At 69.7% G+C, this 18,242-nt stretch carries 18 protein-coding genes and 1 riboswitch; of the genes, 8 read left to right on the plus strand and 10 right to left on the minus strand.

What is annotated here, in order from left to right:
• The first annotated feature begins 5 nt into the window (after positions 1–5).
• The 4 genes from ACFHYQ_RS05550 (at position 6) to ACFHYQ_RS05565 (ending at position 1,862) form a co-directional block, all read left to right on the plus strand.
• Complete coding sequence (locus tag ACFHYQ_RS05550) at positions 6–449, plus strand: nuclear transport factor 2 family protein (RefSeq protein WP_394299981.1); 444 nt, start codon at positions 6–8, stop codon at positions 447–449.
• On the plus strand, positions 439–804 hold the full coding sequence (gene folB / locus ACFHYQ_RS05555) for a dihydroneopterin aldolase (RefSeq protein WP_394299982.1): 366 nt from the start codon (positions 439–441) through the stop codon (positions 802–804). The genes ACFHYQ_RS05550 and folB overlap by 11 nt, the downstream gene beginning before the upstream one ends.
• The gene (folK, locus tag ACFHYQ_RS05560) at positions 801–1,301 is read left to right on the plus strand and encodes a 2-amino-4-hydroxy-6-hydroxymethyldihydropteridine diphosphokinase (RefSeq protein ID WP_394299983.1); all 501 of its coding nucleotides are present in this window, start codon (positions 801–803) and stop codon (positions 1,299–1,301) included. The genes folB and folK overlap by 4 nt, the downstream gene beginning before the upstream one ends.
• Positions 1,302–1,412: 111 nt before the next feature.
• Positions 1,413–1,862, plus strand: coding sequence for a DUF3180 domain-containing protein (locus tag ACFHYQ_RS05565; RefSeq protein WP_394299984.1), 450 nt, complete (start codon positions 1,413–1,415; stop codon positions 1,860–1,862).
• A gap of 10 nt (positions 1,863–1,872) precedes the next feature.
• Here ACFHYQ_RS05565 and ACFHYQ_RS05570 read toward each other — a convergent pair whose 3' ends face one another.
• Both ACFHYQ_RS05570 and ACFHYQ_RS05575 read right to left on the minus strand, forming a co-directional pair.
• A complete protein-coding gene (locus ACFHYQ_RS05570; protein WP_394299985.1) occupies positions 1,873–3,087 on the minus strand; it encodes an NADH-quinone oxidoreductase subunit D in 1,215 nt (404 codons plus the stop codon).
• Positions 3,088–3,154: 67 nt separating this feature from the next.
• Positions 3,155–3,667: an NUDIX domain-containing protein gene (locus tag ACFHYQ_RS05575; protein ID WP_394299986.1), complete on the minus strand. Its 513-nt coding sequence runs from the start codon at positions 3,665–3,667 to the stop codon at positions 3,155–3,157.
• 322 nt (positions 3,668–3,989) lie between these two features.
• Between ACFHYQ_RS05575 and ACFHYQ_RS05580 the strand changes: the two genes are divergently transcribed.
• A complete protein-coding gene (locus tag ACFHYQ_RS05580) occupies positions 3,990–5,633 on the plus strand; it encodes an ABC transporter substrate-binding protein (RefSeq protein ID WP_394299987.1) in 1,644 nt (547 codons plus the stop codon).
• 89 nt (positions 5,634–5,722) lie between these two features.
• On the opposite strand, the gene ACFHYQ_RS05585 is transcribed toward ACFHYQ_RS05580, so the two are convergent.
• The 7 genes from ACFHYQ_RS05585 to ACFHYQ_RS05615 form a co-directional block, all read right to left on the minus strand.
• The gene (locus ACFHYQ_RS05585) at positions 5,723–7,180 is read right to left on the minus strand and encodes an amidase (protein ID WP_394299988.1); all 1,458 of its coding nucleotides are present in this window, start codon (positions 7,178–7,180) and stop codon (positions 5,723–5,725) included.
• A 48-nt stretch (positions 7,181–7,228) separates the two neighbouring features.
• The gene (locus tag ACFHYQ_RS05590; protein WP_394299989.1) at positions 7,229–8,248 is read right to left on the minus strand and encodes an oligopeptide/dipeptide ABC transporter ATP-binding protein; all 1,020 of its coding nucleotides are present in this window, start codon (positions 8,246–8,248) and stop codon (positions 7,229–7,231) included.
• Positions 8,248–9,384, minus strand: coding sequence for an ABC transporter ATP-binding protein (locus ACFHYQ_RS05595; RefSeq protein ID WP_394299990.1), 1,137 nt, complete (start codon positions 9,382–9,384; stop codon positions 8,248–8,250). Before ACFHYQ_RS05595 ends, ACFHYQ_RS05590 begins: the two co-directional genes overlap by 1 nt.
• A complete protein-coding gene (locus ACFHYQ_RS05600; RefSeq protein WP_394299991.1) occupies positions 9,381–10,409 on the minus strand; it encodes an ABC transporter permease in 1,029 nt (342 codons plus the stop codon). Before ACFHYQ_RS05600 ends, ACFHYQ_RS05595 begins: the two co-directional genes overlap by 4 nt.
• The gene (locus ACFHYQ_RS05605; RefSeq protein ID WP_394299992.1) at positions 10,402–11,355 is read right to left on the minus strand and encodes an ABC transporter permease; all 954 of its coding nucleotides are present in this window, start codon (positions 11,353–11,355) and stop codon (positions 10,402–10,404) included. The genes ACFHYQ_RS05600 and ACFHYQ_RS05605 overlap by 8 nt, the downstream gene beginning before the upstream one ends.
• Positions 11,356–11,515: 160 nt before the next feature.
• On the minus strand, positions 11,516–12,205 hold the full coding sequence (locus tag ACFHYQ_RS05610) for a pentapeptide repeat-containing protein (RefSeq protein ID WP_394299993.1): 690 nt from the start codon (positions 12,203–12,205) through the stop codon (positions 11,516–11,518).
• A gap of 66 nt (positions 12,206–12,271) precedes the next feature.
• Positions 12,272–13,612, minus strand: a complete 1,341-nt coding sequence (locus tag ACFHYQ_RS05615; protein WP_394299994.1) for an aminotransferase class V-fold PLP-dependent enzyme — start codon at positions 13,610–13,612, stop codon at positions 12,272–12,274.
• Between the two features lie 50 nt (positions 13,613–13,662).
• Positions 13,663–13,778, minus strand: a riboswitch (SAM riboswitch).
• 275 nt (positions 13,779–14,053) lie between these two features.
• Between ACFHYQ_RS05615 and ACFHYQ_RS05620 the strand changes: the two genes are divergently transcribed.
• Positions 14,054–15,253: a cytochrome P450 gene (locus ACFHYQ_RS05620; protein WP_394299995.1), complete on the plus strand. Its 1,200-nt coding sequence runs from the start codon at positions 14,054–14,056 to the stop codon at positions 15,251–15,253.
• Here ACFHYQ_RS05620 and ACFHYQ_RS05625 read toward each other — a convergent pair.
• Positions 15,243–16,220 (minus strand): SAM-dependent methyltransferase, encoded by a 978-nt coding sequence (locus tag ACFHYQ_RS05625; protein WP_394299996.1) that lies wholly within the window; start codon positions 16,218–16,220, stop codon positions 15,243–15,245. The two genes, ACFHYQ_RS05620 and ACFHYQ_RS05625, sit on opposite strands and share 11 nt — an antisense overlap.
• 158 nt (positions 16,221–16,378) lie before the next feature.
• Here ACFHYQ_RS05625 and ACFHYQ_RS05630 point away from each other — a divergent pair, with 158 nt between their 5' ends.
• Complete coding sequence (locus ACFHYQ_RS05630) at positions 16,379–17,269, plus strand: Rossmann-like and DUF2520 domain-containing protein (RefSeq protein ID WP_394299997.1); 891 nt, start codon at positions 16,379–16,381, stop codon at positions 17,267–17,269.
• The gene (gene panC, locus ACFHYQ_RS05635; RefSeq protein WP_394299998.1) at positions 17,260–18,204 is read left to right on the plus strand and encodes a pantoate--beta-alanine ligase; all 945 of its coding nucleotides are present in this window, start codon (positions 17,260–17,262) and stop codon (positions 18,202–18,204) included. The genes ACFHYQ_RS05630 and panC overlap by 10 nt, the downstream gene beginning before the upstream one ends.
• Positions 18,205–18,242: the final 38 nt, after the last annotated feature.

Below are 18,242 nucleotides of genomic sequence, written 5' to 3' on the forward strand. Positions count from 1 at the left end.
AGAGGATGATGAAAGAGGATATCGAGCAGATCGAGGCGCTCAACGAGGCGTTCTACCACGCGTTCGAGAGCGGTGACCTCGACAAGATGTCCGAGATCTGGATCGAGGACACCGACGACCGGGTCGCGATGTGCGTGCATCCCGGCTGGGCGATGCTGGCCGGGCGATCCTCCGTGCTGCGCTCGTGGGCGCTGTTCATGGCGAACACGACGTACATCCAGTTCGTGCTGAGCGACGTACGCACCATGCTGAGCGGCGACGTCGCGGTCGTCACCTGCACCGAGGACGTCCTGGTCCCGGCCGGGACCGACGAACTGGGCTTCGCGGCCGGGGTCGTCGTCGCCACCAACACCTTCATCAGGACCGAGTCGGGCTGGCGGCTCTGGCTGCACCACGGCTCTCCCGTCATGCAGGACGAGGACGAGGACGAGGGCGACCATGAGCAGTGACACCATCCGGCTCGCCGGACTGCGGGTGCGCGGCAGGCACGGGTGCCTTCCCGCCGAACGCGAACTCGGTCAGGAGTTCGTCGTCGATGTGACGCTCTTCCTGAACACCGCGCCGGCCGCCGCGCACGACGACCTGAACAGGACCGTCGACTACGGCGCTCTCGCCGTACGGCTCGCCGAGATCGTGGCGGGTGAACCCGTCGACCTGATCGAGACTCTCGCCGACCGCCTGGCGTCCGCTTGCCTGTCACACGTCGTGGTCGAGGAGGCGGAGGTGAGTGTGCACAAACCGGCGGCGCCGATCCCGCTGCCGTTCGATGACGTGGTGGTGACCATCAGAAGGAGCCGCGCATGAGGGTTGTGCTCTCGCTCGGTAGCAACCTGGGCCGCCGGATCGACTGTCTCCAGGGCGCGCTCGATGTGCTGTTCGACGCTCCGGGACTGACGTTCGTGGCGGTGTCCCCCGTGTACGAGACCGACCCGGTGGGCGGTCCCGAGCAGGGGCCCTACCTCAATGCCGTCGTGATCGCCGAGGGAATGCAGGACCCGCGCACGCTGCTGGAGCGGGCGCAGGGCGTCGAGACCGCTTTCGGCCGCAGACGCGAGGAGCGGTGGGGGCCGCGTACGCTGGACGTCGATCTGATCACCGTGGACGGTGTGGTGTCGGATGATCCGGAGCTGACGCTGCCCCATCCCCGGGCGCACGAGCGGGCGTTCGTCCTGGTCCCGTGGGCCCAGATCGATCCGGACGCGGTGCTTCCCGGCCACGGACCGATCGGGGCGCTACTGGCCGATCTGGACCAGAGCGGCGTACGGCTGCGGCCCGACCTCGCGCTGGAACCACCCGGCTGAACGGGCGGAACCTCATCGGCTCCAGCAGCACCATCGGCCCGGCAGCCCCGGCAGCCCCGGCAGCCCCGTCAGCCCCGACAGCCCCGTCAGCTCCAGAAGAGCGGAGTGTGCGTGAAACCCAGCAACCCCGGCGTCCTGGTCGGCCTGGTGGTGGTGTTCGGACTCGTAACGTGGGGTGTGCTGCGGCAGGCCTACGCGGTGCTGCCGACCGTCCCGTGGACGGCCATCCCCACGACGCTGCTGCTCGCGCTCGGCGAGGCGTACACCGGCTGGCTGACACGCGCGCGGATCTTGCGCAGGCCGGACACCAAGCCCGTCGAGCCGCTGGCCGTGGCCCGGCTGGCGGCGCTGGCCAAGGCCACGGCGTACGCGGGGGCGGTGTTCGCCGGGGTGTTCGCCGGGTTCGTGCTCCGCGTCGTCGACATGCTCGACCTGCCCAAGCCGCGCCAGGACGCGCTGGTCGCGGGGGGATCATTCGTGTCGTGCGTGATTCTGGTCTGCGCGGCGCTCTTCCTGGAGTACTGCTGTCGCGTTCCCGACAAGCCCGAAGAGGAGGAGTGACAACCCCGATCTACTTGTCGATGTCCCCGACGACGAAGAACATCGAGCCGAGAATGGCGACCATGTCGGAGATCAGGTGCCCCGGCAGCATCTCCCGCAGCACCTGGATGTTGTTGTACGAGGCGCTGCGGAGCTTGAGCCGCCAAGGAGTCTTCTCGCCCCGGGACACCAGGTAGTAGCCGTTGAGGCCGAGCGGGTTCTCGGTCCAGGCGTAGGTGTGGCCCTCCGGAACCTTGAGCACCTTCGGCAGCCGCTGGTTGATCGGTCCTGGCGGCAGGTTCCGCAGCCGCGCCACGCAGGTGTCGGCCAGGTCCAGGGACACCCTGACCTGATCGAGGAGCACCTGGAACCGGGCGTTGCAGTCGCCGGCCGAACGGGTCACCACCTTGACCGGCAGCTCGCCGTAGGCCAGGTACGGCTCGTCACGCCGTAGGTCGAGATCGACGCCGGAGGCCCGGGCGACAGGGCCGCTCACGCCGTACTGCATGATCGTCTCGCGGTCGAGAACGCCGATGCCCCTGGTCCTGGCCAGGAAGATCTCGTTACCGAAGATCAGCTCTTCGATGTCCGGCAGGCGGCGCCGTACGTCTGCGACGGCTTGGGCCACCCGGTCGAGCCAGCCGAGAGGGAGATCCTCCTTCAGCCCGCCGACCCGGTTGAACATGTAGTGCATGCGGCCGCCGGAGATCTCCTCCATGACATGCTGCAGCGTCTCCCGCTCGCGGAAGGCGTAGAAGACCGGGGTGATCGCGCCGAGCTCCAGGGGATAGGAACCGAGGAACATGAGATGGTTGAGCACGCGGTTGAGCTCGGCCAGCAGCGTACGCGCCCACACGGCCCGCCGCGGGACCTCCATCCCGAGCATGCGCTCGACCGCCAGCACCACCCCCAGCTCGTTGGCGAAGGCCGACAGCCAGTCGTGCCGGTTGGCGAGCACGATGATCTGCCGGTAGTCGCGTACCTCGAACAGCTTCTCCGCGCCCCGGTGCATGTACCCGACGATCGGCTCGGCGGCGGCGATCCGCTCACCGTCGAGCGTGAGCCGCAGCCGCAGCACACCGTGCGTGGACGGATGCTGCGGGCCGATGTTGAGGACCATGTCCTCAGTGGCCAATTCCTTCGAGGTTGCCAGGTCCTTCGGGGCGTGCAACTCCTTCGGCTGGACGGCGTCCGCGCCGGCGCCGATCCCGACCACACGCTCCCGCCGCATGCCCTCCTCGGTCATACGGCCATGCTCCCACGCCGTACGGCACAGCGAAGTGCCCGTACGGCACCGCGAATCGGGGCCGCCGTCACGGCGCACCCTCCACGATGTGGCTCCACGGTGCGGCTTCATGAGGCAGGTAGACGGCACGTTGGTCTTTCCTGGCCCGGCGGGCGGCGGGCAGACGCGGGGCGGTGGTGACCGGCAGCAGGGCGGCGGCCTGCTCCCAGGGGAAGAACCCGAGGTCGTCCAGCTCCTCCTCCTGCAGCCGGAGCGGCGTGCCGTCACTGATCGTGCCGCCGTCGAAGAGGAAGTTGACCATCGAGCGCGGGCGCTCGCCGAGCGGCGGCGCCCAGTCCAGGACGAGCAGCGCACCCGCCTCGACCCGGAGACCGAGCTCTTCGTAGATTTCGCGGCGGGCGCCGTCGTGGGGCGACTCGCCGTCTTCGACGATGCCACCGGGGATCGACCATCCCGGCCGATAGTTGGGCTTCACCAGCAGGACCCGGTCGTGGACGTCGGTGAGCAGCACGCACGCCGAGGCGAACACGGTGGGCAGGGTGGCGAACCATTCCGTTGGTTCGAGATAAGGGTTGCTCATCGGCTCACGCTACCCCGGCCGATCCCGGCCCAACCGGCGCCTGCTCGTACTCACTCATGTCAGACCGGCGGAGATGCGTGACGAGAACGATTGCGGAGCCGCGGCATGGCGGGGGAATGGTGGTCACAAAATTCTGGACAGAGTCCACATCATCCGTTTATTGCCCCAAGCATCACATCGGGTCGTCATTCAGCGCGCGTGATCCCGTTCAGTGGGACGGGCGGGGCGGGCCATCCGGGCTCCACGTCAGTGTGATGGTGCACACAATGGCCAGGCGAGCGGCGCCGCTCGGTCCCTGCGCTTTTCTTTTCAAGGAGCAGTAGTGAGATCACACATTCCGCTCCGTTCCCGCATTACGGCAGCGCTTCTCGCGAGTTGTCTGATCGTCACCGGATGCGCGAACTCGTCATCGAAGAATGAGGGAGTCGATCGGGGCGGCTCCACCGGGTCCTCCGAGGGCCCGAGCAAGGCTGAGATCTACACCACCGGGCTCGTCAACGCCGACGACGCCGGGACTCCCGTCAAGGGCGGCACGCTGACCGTCGCCGAGTACGCGGAGGCCCGGAGTCTGAACCCGGTCGAGACCTATGCCAACGGCGCCACCGGAGGCAGCGCCATGGCGGCGGTCTACGACGAGCTGATGCGCTACGACTACAAGACGGACAGCTTCGAACCCTGGCTCGCCGAATCGCTCACGTCCGACGACAACGTCACATGGACGTTGAAACTCCGGGACGGAGTGAAGTTCACCGACGGTACGCCGCTGAATGCCAAGGCGGTCGTCGGGAGTATCGGCTTCTACCAGAAGAACTACGCCTACAACGCGCTGCTCCTGCTGGGCAACATCGCCGAGATGAAGGCGACGGACGACCTTACCGTTGTGTTCGAGGCACGCGCCCCGTGGGCCAAGTTCCCGAACATGCTCGCGCAGGGCCCTGGCATGATCATGGCTCCCGCCGCTTACAAGGACCCCAAGAACTTCAAGCCGATCGGCGCCGGCCCCTTCATGCTCGACCATTACTCTCCGGGCGAGGAGCTGGTGCTGAAGGCCAACCCGGGATACTGGAACGGTGCCCCCAACCTGGACGCACTGCGTTTCGTGTGGGTGGGCGGCGCCGACGACACCGCCAAGCTCGACTCGCTCAAGAACGGGGACGTCGACGCCGTTTTCATGCGGGACGCCACCGCGGTGGAGGAGGCCCGCCGTGCGGGTTACCCGGGGATGATGTTCGTGACCGGCATGGGCGGCAACCTGTGGATCAACGTGCGTAAGGGCCGCCCGGGGGCGGATGTCCGAGTCCGGCAGGCCATCGATTACGCGTTCGACCCGAAGGCGTACATGGACCGGTTGGACGAAGGCGCCGGTCTGCCCGCCAAGGCGCTCCTCCCGGAGACCTCGCCCTGGCACACCGGCGTCGAGCCGAACAAGGCCGACCCCGAGAAGGCCAAGAGCCTCCTCCAGGCCGCCATGGCGGACGGATTCGACGGGGAGATCAGCTACTCCCACTCGACGGACGCGTCCTCGCAGGCCGCCGCGGTCGCGATCAAGGCCGTGCTGGAGGCGGTCGGTTTCAAGGTGACCCTCGTGCCGCTGCGCACGGTCGCCGACCAGGTGCAGAAGCTGTACGTCGACCACGACTACGACCTCGCGGTGGCCGGTACGACGATCCCCGACGAGGATCCTTACTCCCGGCTGTCGGGTGTCCTGGGCAGCGAGTCCCCCTCGAACACCTCGGGTTACTCCAACCCGGAGATGGACAAGCTGCTGGGAGAGCTTCAGGCCGCTCCCGGTCCCAAGGACGGCAAGGCGGTCCTGGCCAAGATCGAGGAGCTCTGGAAGAAGGAGGTGCCCGGCATCGGCATCGAGATCGGCGGCACCTTCCAGGCCTGGCAGAAGAACGTGCACGGGCTGATCCCCACCAGCGAGACGATGTTCCTCTACAGCAAGGCGTGGAAGAGCGAGTAACCCGCATCGCCCGCTCAACCGCGCGGACCGCGAGGACCGCCATCCGGGTGGGGATGGCGGTCTTCGCCGTCAACCGAGCGATCCAGTCGTTACTTCGCGTAACCGGATGCCTGGTAGCCGGCTGCCTCGTAGCCGGGTGCCAGGCGACGCCACGGCGACGCCTGCTCCAGTTGGGCGGCCAGTGAGAGAAGCAGCTCCTCGCCTCCCAGGTCCGCGGCGAACTGCACCCCCAGTGGCATGCCCCGCCGGTCGGCGGCGAGCGGAAGGGACATGGCCGGCATGCCGGTGACGTTGAACGGGCTGGTCCAGCAGGAGAACAGCGGGGCGGACTCGTACATCGTCTCGGCACGGCCGGTGTCCAACACGCCGTGCTCGGGCGTCGGTCGCGCGAGGGTCGGGGTGAGCAGGACGTCGAAGGTGTCGAATTTCGTGCCGAGCTTCCAGCCGATCTCCTGGACCCCGCGCATGGCCCGGGTCACGTCGGTGCCGCTGAGCCGCCGGTACTGCTCCAGCAGGAAATGAGTGAACGGCTCGAGGTCGTCGTCGCGCAGTTCGCGTCCCAGGAAGGCCAGCCAGTCGTCGATCGCCACCACGAGTTCGGTGCCCATGGCCGTCGCCGAGGTTATCGCGGCTTCGGCGTAGTCGAATCCGCAGTCGGTCTCGGTCACCTCGTGGCCGAGTCGCTCGCAGAGCGCCGCGACGCGCTCGACCGCCGTGACACACTCGGCGTCCGTTTCCGGGCCGTTGGTCTGCTTGACGGCCATGCCGATGCGCAGCCTGCCAGGATCCCGCCTGGTGGCGTCGAGGAAGCTGGTGCGCGGAGCCGGTGCCGAGAATGCCTCACCCTTCATCGGCCCGGCCGCGATGTCGAGCAGCAGCGCGCTGTCGCGCACGGTGGTGGTGAGCGCGTGGTTCACCGACACGGGACCGGCGAGAGTCCCGGGGTCGGGGAAGCTGGTGACGCGGCCGCGGCTCGGTTTCAGCCCGAACAGGCCGCACATGGCCGCCGGGATGCGGATCGACCCGCCGCCGTCGCTGGCGTGCGCGACCGGCACCATGCCCCCGGCCACGGCCGCAGCGGAACCTCCACTCGACCCGCCGGGTGAGAAGCCTCGCCGGTGGGGATTGTGGGTCGGGCCGAACAGGGCGGGCTCGGTGCTCGCGTTCAGGCCGAGCTCGGGGGTGTTGGTGGTGCCGAGCACGACCATTCCGGCCTGACGGTAGCGGCGGACGAGTTCGCTGTCGTGCTCGGGCACGTAGTCCGCGAACAACCGGCTGCCGCTGGTGCTCGGCAGTCCGGCGACATCGGCGCCGAGGTTCTTGATGAGAACGGGCACGCCGGTCAGCGGACCCTCGGGCAGGCCCGCCCTGACCTCATCGAGTGCTTCCTCAAACCGGAAGCCCACGACCGCGTTGAGTGCCGGGTTGTGCTTCTCGATGCGGGCGATGGCGTCCTCGACGGCCTCCCTCGCGCTGATCTCACCGGAGCGGATGGCGGCCGCGAGGGCGACGGCATCGCGCGGTGAATCAGCAGAGCCTTCCAACATGGCGTTCCTTTCGTTCGGTGGCGTGCCGCCTGGCCGTACCGGGCTCTTTCAGGCCGTGGGGACGTGTGCCGCGTCGACGTGGTGACAGGCGACGAAGTGGCCGGGGCCGAGTCCGCGAAGCACCGGTTCCTCGGCGGCGCACCGATCGGTGGCCAGCGGACATCGCGTGCGGAACCGGCAACCCGAGGGCGGGTCGAGCGGCGAGGGTAGCTCTGTGGCGGGCTGCGTCTGCCGCGATCCGCTCTCGGTCGCCTCGGATATTTCGGACATCTCGGGCACCGAGGCGAGGAGGAGCCGGGTGTAGGGGTGGACGGCGCGGGTGTCGAGGTGCGCCGACGGCAGGACCTCGCAGGTCTTGCCGAGATAGAGCACCATCACCCGGTCGCTGATGTTCTTGACCACGGCGACGTCATGGGCGATGAACACCAGGCTGAGCAGGTGGCTGCGTTTGCTTCGCTCCAGCAGATTCAGGATCTGCGCCTGCACCGAGACGTCGAGGCTGGCGACCGGCTCATCGCAGATCAGCACGGACGGCTTCAGCATCAGGGCCCGCGCGATGCAGACCCGCTGGCACTGCCCGCCGGACAGCTCATGCGGCCGACGGTTCCACACCACCTCGGGTTCCAGACCGACCGCGTGCAGCGCCTCCCGGATCAGCCGGTCCTCATCTTCGCCCTCGTGCCCCCAGATGGAAAGCCCTTCGGCGACCAGGTCCCTGACTCTGCGCCGCGGATTCAACGAGGAGACCGGGTCCTGCATGATCATTTGCATCTTGGCCCGGGCCCGTCGGAGCTCGCGGGACCTGAGGCGGGTGAGTTCCGAACCGTGCAGCAGTACGGATCCCGAGGTCGGCGGGGGCATCTGCATGAAGGCGCGTCCGGCGCTGGACTTACCGCAGCCGGACTCACCGAGGATGCCCAACGTCTCCCCCGCGAGCAGGTCGAGGTTCAGCCCGGAGACGGCGTGCACCTTCTGCCGCCGCCCGACGGGGAACTCCACCACCAGGTCCCGGACCGACAGGACCGGCTGCTCAGACTCCCGCATATGTACGGTGCCGCTGCCTGCCATCAGTCGTCTCCCCTGTTCATCGAGCCGGCGTCCCTCGAGTCGGCGTCCCTCGGGCCGGCGTCCCTCGAGTCGGCCTTCGGCGTGGGTAGCAGAGGCGCGTGGCAGGCCACGCTGTGGCGCGCGTCGTACGCCAGCGGCTCGTGCGGCGGCGGAGCCTCCTCGCGGCAGCGCTCAAACGCGTGAACGCATCGAGGCGCGAAGCGGCAGCCGGGCGGCGGCGCCGACATGTCGGGCGGGTTGCCGTCGATCACCCGCAACTCGGCGTGCGGTTCGTTCGACAGCCGCGGGATCGAGCCGATGAGCGCGTCGGTGTAGGGGTGGAGCGGATGCTCGAACACGGTGGCCGTGGCGGCGGTCTCGGCGATCCGTCCCGCGTACATCACCGCCACCCGGTCCGTGCGACCCGCGATCACGCCGAGGTCGTGGCTGATCAGAATCGTCGCCATTTCCAGGCGCTCCGCCAGCGTGCCCAGCAGGTCGAGGATCTGCTTCTGCACCGTGACGTCGAGCGCCGTCGTCGGTTCGTCCGCGATCAGCAGCTTCGGGGAGCAGGCCAGCGCCAGGGCGATCACCACTCGTTGGCGCATGCCGCCCGAGAGTTCGTGCGGGAACTGTCTCACCCGGCGGCGAGGCTCCGGGATGCCCACCTGTACGAGTAGCTCGATCGCGCGGTCGGTGGCCGCTCCGCGACGGAGCCCGAGGTGCAGACGGAGGGTTTCGGTGAGATGGGTGCCGATCCGCTTCGTCGGGTTCAACGACGTCATCGGGTCCTGGAACACCATGGCGACCTCGGGCCCCCAGAGCCGTCGGCGCTCGCCGGGAGCGAGCGCGTGGACGTCGCGGCCACCTATCCGCACCGTTCCCCGGACCTCGGTGGCCGGGCCGGCGGAGATCAACCCCATGATGGTGCGGCCCAGCACGGACTTGCCCGAACCGGACTCGCCGACGATCCCGATCGTCTCGCCCGCGGACAGTCGCAACGAGACACCGTCGACGGCGCGTACCGCGCCCCGCGGGGTGTGAAAGGTGGTGCGCAGGTCGTCCACTTCGAGAAGCGGCGTGGCGGTCGACCCCACGGTCACGGGCGGCTCCACGGTCACGGGCGGCTCCGGGGACATGGGCGGCTCCGGGGTCACGAGGCGGCGCTCCTGGGGTTCCAGCGCTTCTGCGCCTTCTCGCCGAGTACGTTGAACGCGAAGACGGTCAGGAACAGGAAGGCTCCGGGCACCAGCACCATGGACGGGTGCTTCTGGAGGACCCCGCCCTGCGCTTCGGCGATCATGTTCCCCCAGGTGGGCTCGGGCGGCCGGACGCCGAGGCCGAGGAAGCTCAGCGACGCCTCCGCGACGATGAGACCCGAGATGACCACGACCGCCATCGACAGCAGCGGCGGCAACACGTTCGGCACCAGTTCTCTGGCCATGATCCGTAGGCGACCGGCTCCCATGGCCTCCGCCGCGAACACGAACTCGCGTTGCCGGAAGGAAATGGTGTTGGCACGGGCGAGGCGGATCATGCTCGGCACGGTGAGCAGCGACAGGACCAGCACCATGTTCCGGATGCTGGGTTCCAGCAGGGTGGACAGCGCGATGAGCAGGATCAGCGGGGGTACGGCCAGAAGCGCGTTCGTGAGCACACCGATGACGCTTTCCACCCCCCGTCGGTAGTAGCCCGCGATCACTCCGATCGCGCCTCCGAGAACCGTGCCGATGGTGACCGCGAGCAGGGACACGGCCAGTGAGGTGCGGGCGCCGTACAGGCACCGGGCGAGCATGTCGAGACCGGCGCCGTTGGTGCCCAACGGATGGTCGTAGTAGCGCAACGGCTCCAGGTAGACCGGCTCCAGGAGCGTGGCGGCCACGTCCCGGTGCTCTTTCAGCGGAAGGGCCGGCGCCAGCACCGCGGCGACGATCAGTACGGACAGCCAGGCCAGGCAGACCCAGGGCAGGAGGTCCACCCGCTGCCGCCGTAGTCCCCAGACCAGCCGTGACACACCGGAGAAGGCAGTCACCACCCCCGCGAGCGCCAGGAGCACGCGGACGGCCACGATGAGCGGGGCGACAAGCCCGAGGGCGAGCAGGAATACGCCGACGGCCGTCAGCCCGGCCCCGAGGCTGATCAGCCGGCGCCGGGGGATCATGGTGGTGGTCTCCCTAGGCATGAACACGACGCGTCCTCGGGTCAAGGAATCCGTAGGCGAGGTCGATACCGATGTTGACGAGCACGTACGCCGCGGCGATGAGCAAGGTGGCCCCCTGCACCATGGGGAAGTCGCCCTGGTTGGCCGCGTTGACCACGAGTGACCCCATGCCCGGAAGGGCGAACAGGTTTTCGACGATGACGGTGCTGCCGATGAGGCTGCCGAAGCTCAGGCCGAGCAGCGTGAGCAACGAGAACGACGACGGCCGCAGTGCGTCGCCGACGAGGACACGCCACCGCGGCATGCCCCTCGCCCGCGCGGCGAGCACGAAGTCTTCGCGCAGGGTGACGACGAGGTCGCCGCGGAGGATGCGGGTGAACACCGCCGCCTCCGACAGCGCGATGACGACCGCCGGGAGCAGGGCGTGGTGCAGGTTGCCGGTGATGCTTTCCGAGATCCTGACCCACTGGCCTCGGGGGAACCACCCGAGGCCGTTGACCAGCACCATGATGAGCAGGAGACCGGACAGGAAGGACGGGACGGACAGGACGGCGAACGTCGAGGCGCCGATGGCCCGGTCGACGAGGCCGCCCTCGCGCGCCGCGGACCACATGGCCAGCGGGATGGCCAACGCCATCGCCAGCAGCAGTCCCAGGATCGCGAGTTCGGCGCTGACGGGAAGGGCCGCGAGCACCCGGTCGATCACGGCCGACCTCGGCGGCACTATGGAGTGACCCAGATCGCCGGTGAGCGCTCCTCCCAGCCAATCCAGGTAGCGGCTGAGGATCGGCTGGTCGAGGCCGAGTTCGGTACGGAGCGCGGCGTAGTCCTCCGGTGGGTGCCCCTCGCCGAGGATGGCGACGGCGGGATCGCCGGGGATCAGAGAGACGAGGAGGAAGACTCCGAAGCTGACCAGGGCGAGCACGACGACCAGCTCGCCCAAGCGGAGCAGAAGCTTGCGAGTCACCGGGCTCCTTGGGGTGTTCGCTGTGGATGCCTCAGATGTGCGGCCGGTTGAACGCGCAGGCTAGGGCCCGTGAGCGGCGTCACATGCCCGTTGTCCCGCTCATCGGGATCAACGGGCGGTGTCCCCTCCAGAGACGTGAGAACGGTGGGCGCGCCGCTTCTCAGTCGTCGCTCACGGTGACGCCCAGGAGGTGGGCGAACGCCGGGGCGAGCTCCATCAGTTGGAGGCCGCTGATGGTCGCGCCGCGCATGGCGTCGTACCCGTCCGCGATGCCCAGCGCGGTGGCGCCGCGCAGATCGACCTCGGTCATCCGCGCCTTGTCGAACCGCACCCTTTCCAGGCTGGAGCCGGGGAAGGTGACGCCGTTCAGCGTGGCACCGGCGAAGTCCACGTCGCGCAGCGTGCAGTCCACGAACGACACCTCACGCAACGCCGCGACGCGGAGGTTGACCGAGTCGAGTTTGCACCGGTGGAACACCACGCCACGCATCCGGCAGTCCGGCATCGCCGTACCGGCGAGCACGCTCGCGATGATCTCGGCGTCCGCCAAGGAGGTCTCGGTGAGGTCGCCGCCCACCCACCGCACGGTGTTCAGCCACACGTCGCTGAACCGGGCGCGCCGGTAGCGCCCGCCGGTGAACGTCACCGACGTGAACGCCGACTCCATGAAACGGGCGTCGCGGGCGTCCTCCTCCTCGAACTCCTGCCCGTCGAACAGGACCGTGTCGTAGTCACCACTCTGGGTCAGCCGACCGCTGAACGGCTCGAGGTACCTCGCGTACGGCAGCGCGGCCAGTTCACGAGGCTCCGGGTAGGCGTGTTCACGGTGCTGTCCACGGGGCTTCGGCATCGCTCCAACCTATAAGGGGCGGCCGACAACTCATCGTCGGGCGGTGTTCGCCGGAGCAGGGCCGGCTCAGCGAGCGGCGATCTCCCGTAGGGCCTCGATGAGGCGGTCGACGTGCTCCGCTGTGGAGCCGATGCCGATCGACGCCCGGATCGCCCCGGTCGCGCCGTCTGCGCATCCGCCGTCCGCACCGCCTTTCCCGGCGGTATCGCCCGAGGCCGAGAGGAGATGCCGGACGAACGGGTGGGCGCAGAACTTGCCGTCCCTGACGCCGATGCCGTGCTCGGCCGCCAGCGTCTCCGCGACCTCGCGGGCGTCCCGGCCGGTCACGGTGAACGACACGATGCCGACACGCGGGTGGTCGGGGCCCCACAGCGACAGCTCACGTACGCCCTCGATCGTGGCGAGTCCGGCGCGCAGGCGGGCGAGCAGCCGCTTCTCCTCCCGGATGAGCCGCTTCCAGCCGGTGGCGTTCAGCGCGTCGCAGGCGGCGGCCAGCGCGACCGCGCCCAGCACGTTTGGGGTGCCCGCCTCGTGCCTGGCCTCGGGGTCGTCGCTCCACTCGAGAACCTCGGGGGCGTCGCCGACGGTGCGCACCGCGCCCCCGCCCCGCAGGTACGGCTCGGCCCGCGCGAGCCAGTCCGGCCGGCCGATCAGCGCCCCGGCCCCGAACGGGGCGTAGAGCTTGTGCCCGGAGAACGCGACGTAGTCGAGGTCGAGCGCGGTCAGGTTGAGCCGCCGGTGCGGGACGAGCTGGGCGGCGTCGACGGCGATGCGGGCGCCGTACCGGTGGGCGATGTGGGCCAGGCCCGCGATGGGCCACAGTTCGCCGGTGACGTTGGAGGCGGCGGTGACGACCAGCAGCGCCGGACCCTCGATCGACGCGAGCGCCTCGTCGGCCGCCCGGACCGCCTCGCCGGGAAACGCCGGCGGCGCGAGCCGTACGGCACGCGACCAGGGCAGCAGGGAGGCGTGGTGCTCGGAGTCGAACACCACGACCGTGGTGCCCTCGGGCAGGCAGCGGGCCAGCAGGTTCATCGCGTCGGTCGTGTTGCGCGTGAAGATCAGCGCGTCGTCGGGCCGGGCGCCGACGAAGGCCCGCACGCTGTGCCTGGCCTGCTCGTACCGCGCCGTCGTGAGCTGCGAGGCGTACCCGGCCCCCCGGTGGACGCTCGAGTAGGCCGGGAGCGCGGCGGCGACGGCGGCGCTCACCGGCTCGAGACAGGGCGCGCTGGCCGCGTAGTCCAGATTGGCGTACGGCACGAGCCTGCCGCCCTTGACGGGCACCCGCAGGTCGGCGCCCAGCACGGCCGGGATCTCACGGGAGCCGGCGGAAACGGAGACGGCGGCGCAATCACCGGCAGTGTGGTCACCGGCAGTGGGGGTGAGGATGCTGAGAACAGCGGACAACGCCAGGCCTCCTTGGAGTCGAGGACCCCGACCACGGCGTCGTACGGCGGAGCCCGCGCTTGTCCGGCACACCTCGTGCCGAACCCGGTCCTCACCCGGGGCACCCCGCCGCGGACGCGAGGGTTGCCGGCCAGCGAGCCGGGGCTTGGCGCTGACACTCATGACCTGATCCGCACTATAACCCACCGTCACCTATCGCCACCAAGCCCCCCTCCTCCCCCCCAGCCCAGCCCACCCCCCACCCCCCCCGCCGTGATCTTGCGAATACTCGCAGGGTGGGCCTCCGACCTGGCCGTCTTCACTGCGTGATCTTGTAGAAGCTCGCAGGGATGACCTCCCACCTGCGCTTTCGTTCTTCGTGATCTTGCGCGTGAGAGAGACGTGGATACGTTGATGGTCCAGGGATAGGAGGTGCCCGGTTGGATGCGTATGGTGTGCATTGTGAAGTTTGATCCCTGGAATCCCGAGTTCATCGCTCACCCGTACGACGCCTATCGTCACCTGCGCGAGAACGACCCCGTCGGCTTCTTCGAGCCGACCGGACAGTGGCTGATCGCCCGCCATGCCGACGTGAACGCACTGCTGCGCGACCGGCGGCTGGGCCGGTCCTATCTCCACATGGCCACCCATGAGGAGTTCGGCAGGCAGCCCGAGCCGGAGTTCCAGGAGCCGTTCTGGCGGGTCATCCGCGCCGGGATGCTGGATGTCGAGCCGCCGGTCCACACCCGGCTGCGCCGCCTGGTGTCCAAGGCCTTCACCCCTCGGATGGTCGAGTCGCTCCGCCCCCGCGTACGGAAGATCGCGATGGAGTTGACCGAGGGACTGGTCGAGCGAGGCGGCGGCGACCTGCTGGCCGAGGTGGCCGAACCGCTGCCGGTGACCGTGATCGCCGAGATGCTCGGTGTGCCGGAGGCCGACCGGCACCTGCTGCGGCCGTGGTCGGCGGACATCTGCGGGATGTACGAGCTCAGCCCCTCGCTGGAGGCACAGCACACGGCGGTGCGGGCGGCCCAGGAGTTCGCCGAATACCTGCGTGACCTCGCCCGGATACGCCGGGACCGGCCGGGCGACGACATGATCTCCGCGCTGGCCCAGGTCGTGGACGACGGGGACCGGCTCACCGAGGACGAGCTGGTCGGCACCTGTGTGCTGCTGCTCAACGCCGGGCACGAGGCGACGGTCAACGCGACCGGCAGCGGGTGGTGGGCGCTGTTCCGTAACCCGGGTGAACTGGAGCGCCTGCGTGCCGACCCCGGTCTGATGCCGACCGCCGTCGAGGAGTTGCTGCGCTGGGACACCCCGGCGCAGATGTTCGAGCGGTGGGTGCTGGAGGACATCGAGGTCGGCGGGGTGACGATCCCTCGCGGGGTCGAGGTGGCGCTGCTGTTCGGCTCGGCCAACCGGGACCCGGAGGTCTTCGCCGACCCCGATCGCCTCGACATCGGCCGGGTCGACAATCCGCACATCTCGTTCGGAGCCGGCATTCACTTCTGTCTCGGCGCGCCGCTCGCGCGGATCGAGATGGCGGAGTCGTTCGGTGCCCTCCTGCGGCTGGCTCCCGGGCTGGCGCTCGCCGAGGAGCCCGCCTGGAAGCCCAACTACATCATCCGTGGTCTGGAGTCGCTCAAGGTCACCGTTTGATCTGGCTCAGCCAGCCGAAGCGGCCGAGGCCCGTGCGGTCGATCAGCTCGGCCTCCTCGGCCGCCCGGCCGAGCGCCCGTACGTAGCCGAGCGGATCGGCGGAGGCGAGCTCGATCGGCGGTCGGGCACCGGTGACCCCGAGATCGCGCAGCGCGGCCCGCTGGGTGGTCAGCGTCGTGGCAGTGGCGCCGGCCCGCTCACCCGCCGCCGCGCACGCGTCCAGCGCGACGTGCGCGGTGATGTCGCACGACCCGTCCGGTACGGCCGGCACCACCGAGCCGTCCCGGTAGGCCGTGATGCTGCCGAGGGGGGGACGGGCGCCGGCGTGGTGGGCGTAGTCGACGGCGACGGCCGTACCGCGCCCGAGCCGTACGATCACCGAGGCCCAGGCCTCGTCGCGTGGGCGGCCGATCTCCGCACGCAGCCCGTCGACATCGTCCAGATCGTTCAGCGGCCACCAGCGTTCCAGCCAGGCGAGATCCTCGGGGGCCGGAGGCGGGCCGAGGCGTTCGGCGCCGGTCTCGGGATCGACCAGCACGAGGCGCGGGCCCGACGGGGTCTGCTCGACGATGTCCACCGGGACGTTGTCCAGCCACTCGTTGGCGACGGCCAGCCCTTCGATGCGGTCGGGTACGGCATCGGCCCAGGAGATCCGTGCGTCCAGGTCCGCGGGTCGCGAGGAGAGGTCGACGGCGGTGATCCGCAGTCGCTCGGCCAGACTCGGAGGCGCGGACGCCAGGATGCGGGCGGGCAGCAGGCCGTCACCGCTGCCGACGTCGACGAGATCGAGCACGTCGGGACGGCCGAGGTCCGCGTCGACCCGGTCGATCAGACGGAGCAGGGCCCCGGCGAAGGCCGCGGACACGTGCACGGAGGTCCGGAAATGCCGACCGGGCCGTTCCCTCAGATAGAAGCCCTCGTCACCGTAGAGCGCGCGCCGCGTGGCCGCGCGCCAGGTCAACCACACACGCCTCACGTTACCCAGCGCGCCGAAGATGGCGAAAAGTAATCACCTTCGTACTCGTGGCTCAACATGCCGCAGGGGGAAGTGGGACAAAATCTAACCATAGGGCAGGGCCGGGCAGGCCCGCCCGGCGACGCTACCCTGAGCCGTGGGGAGGCCTCATGGACACTAGCGACCGCCCTGCGCGGCTTGCCGTGGGAGTGCTCGGCGCGGGACGGGTGGGTTCGGTGCTGGGCGCCGCGCTCCGGCTCGCCGGACACCGGGTGGTGGCCGCGAGCGGAGTTTCCGACATGTCCCGGCGGCAGGCGGCGGACCGGCTCGGCGTGGGGTTGAGCAGGCCCGAGGAGGTGATCCGGCAGGCCGAGCTCGTACTGCTGACCGTGCCGGACGACGTGCTCCCAGAGCTGGTCGCCGGCCTCGCCGCCACCGGTGCGGACCTGCGCGGCAAGCTGCTCGTCCACGCCAGCGGCGCGTACGGCCTGGCCGTGCTGGACCCGGCGGCCGAGATGGGCGCGGTGCCGCTGGCACTGCATCCGGTGATGACGTTCACCGGCCGCGATGACGATCTCACCAAGCTCAACGGGTGCTCCTTCGGGGTGACCGCACCGCTGATGCTGCGTCCGGTGGCCGAGGCGCTCGTGATCGAGATGGGCGGTGAGCCCGTCTGGATCGCGGAGCAGGATCGTGCCCTCTATCACGCCGCCCTGGCCGGTGCCGCGAACCACATGATCACGCTGATCGCGGAGTCGCAGGAACTGCTCTCGAAGATCGGCGTCGAGCATCCGGGGAGGATGCTCGGCCCGCTGCTCGGCGCCGCGCTGGACAACGTGCTGCGCCTGGGCATCGGCGGGCTGACCGGGCCGGTGGTGCGTGGCGACGCCGGCACGGTCCGCAAGCACGTCGACGCGCTCATCCTGGCCGCCCCCGAGGCCGCTGACGCCTATGTGGCCCTCGCTAGGCTCACCGCGGACCGGGCGCTGGCCGCCGGGCTGCTGAAGCCCGAGGCGGCCGAGCGCCTCCTGGACGCGCTGGGAGGAAACATATGGACCTGACCGTGGCGGGCGACCGGACGGAACTCGCCAAGGCGCTGGAGGCACTCGCCGGCGGCCACGGTGAGGGCCGAACCGGAGGCCGAACCGAGGGCCGCGGTGCGGGCAGGGTCGCCCTGGTCCCCACAATGGGGGCGCTGCACGAGGGCCATCGGTCGCTGATCCGGCTGGCGCACGAGCACGCCGATCACGTGGTGGTGAGTGTGTTCGTCAATCCCCTCCAGTTCGCCCCAGGTGAGGATTTTTCCCGGTATCCCCGGACATTCGAGGCGGACCTGGCGGCATGCGCGGAGGAGAACGTCTCGGTGGTCTTCGCACCGGCGGCCGGCGACCTCTACCTCCCGGACCGCCAGGTCGGGGTGTCGTCCGGCCACATGGGCACGATCGTCGAGGGCGCCCACCGGCCGGGCCACTTCGACGGCATGCTGACCGTCGTGCTCAAGCTGTTCAACCTGGTCAGGCCGGACGTGGCGGTCTTCGGGCAGAAGGACGCCCAGCAGCTCGCGCTCATCCGCCGCATGGTCGCCGACCTCGATGTGCCCGTCTCCGTCGTCGCCGGGCCGACCCTGCGCGAGCCCGACGGCCTCGCACTGTCCAGTCGCAACCGCTATCTCTCCCCCGAGGACCGGACCACCGCCCTCGCCCTGTCGCGTGCGCTCCAGGAGGGCGCACGGTGCGGCACGCCGAAGGAGATCCTCCGCGCGGCCCGTGCCGTACTGGACCGTGCCGTACAGGACCGTGCCGTACAGGACCGTGCCGTGCCGGATGGGGCGACCCGGGCGCGGCCGCCCCTCGTGCTCGACTATCTGGTGCTGGCCGATCCCGCCACGTTCGCCGAGGTCGGCGATGACCACCGAGGTGAGGCCGTGCTCGCGGTGGCCGCCCGGGTCGGCACCACCCGCCTGATCGACAACGTGGTCGTACGGCTTCCCGACTGATCGGGCACAGCTGATCGGGCACGGCTGATCGAAACGGG

The organism is Sphaerimonospora cavernae, assembly GCF_042435035.1.
GTDB lineage: Bacteria > Actinomycetota > Actinomycetes > Streptosporangiales > Streptosporangiaceae > Sphaerimonospora > Sphaerimonospora cavernae.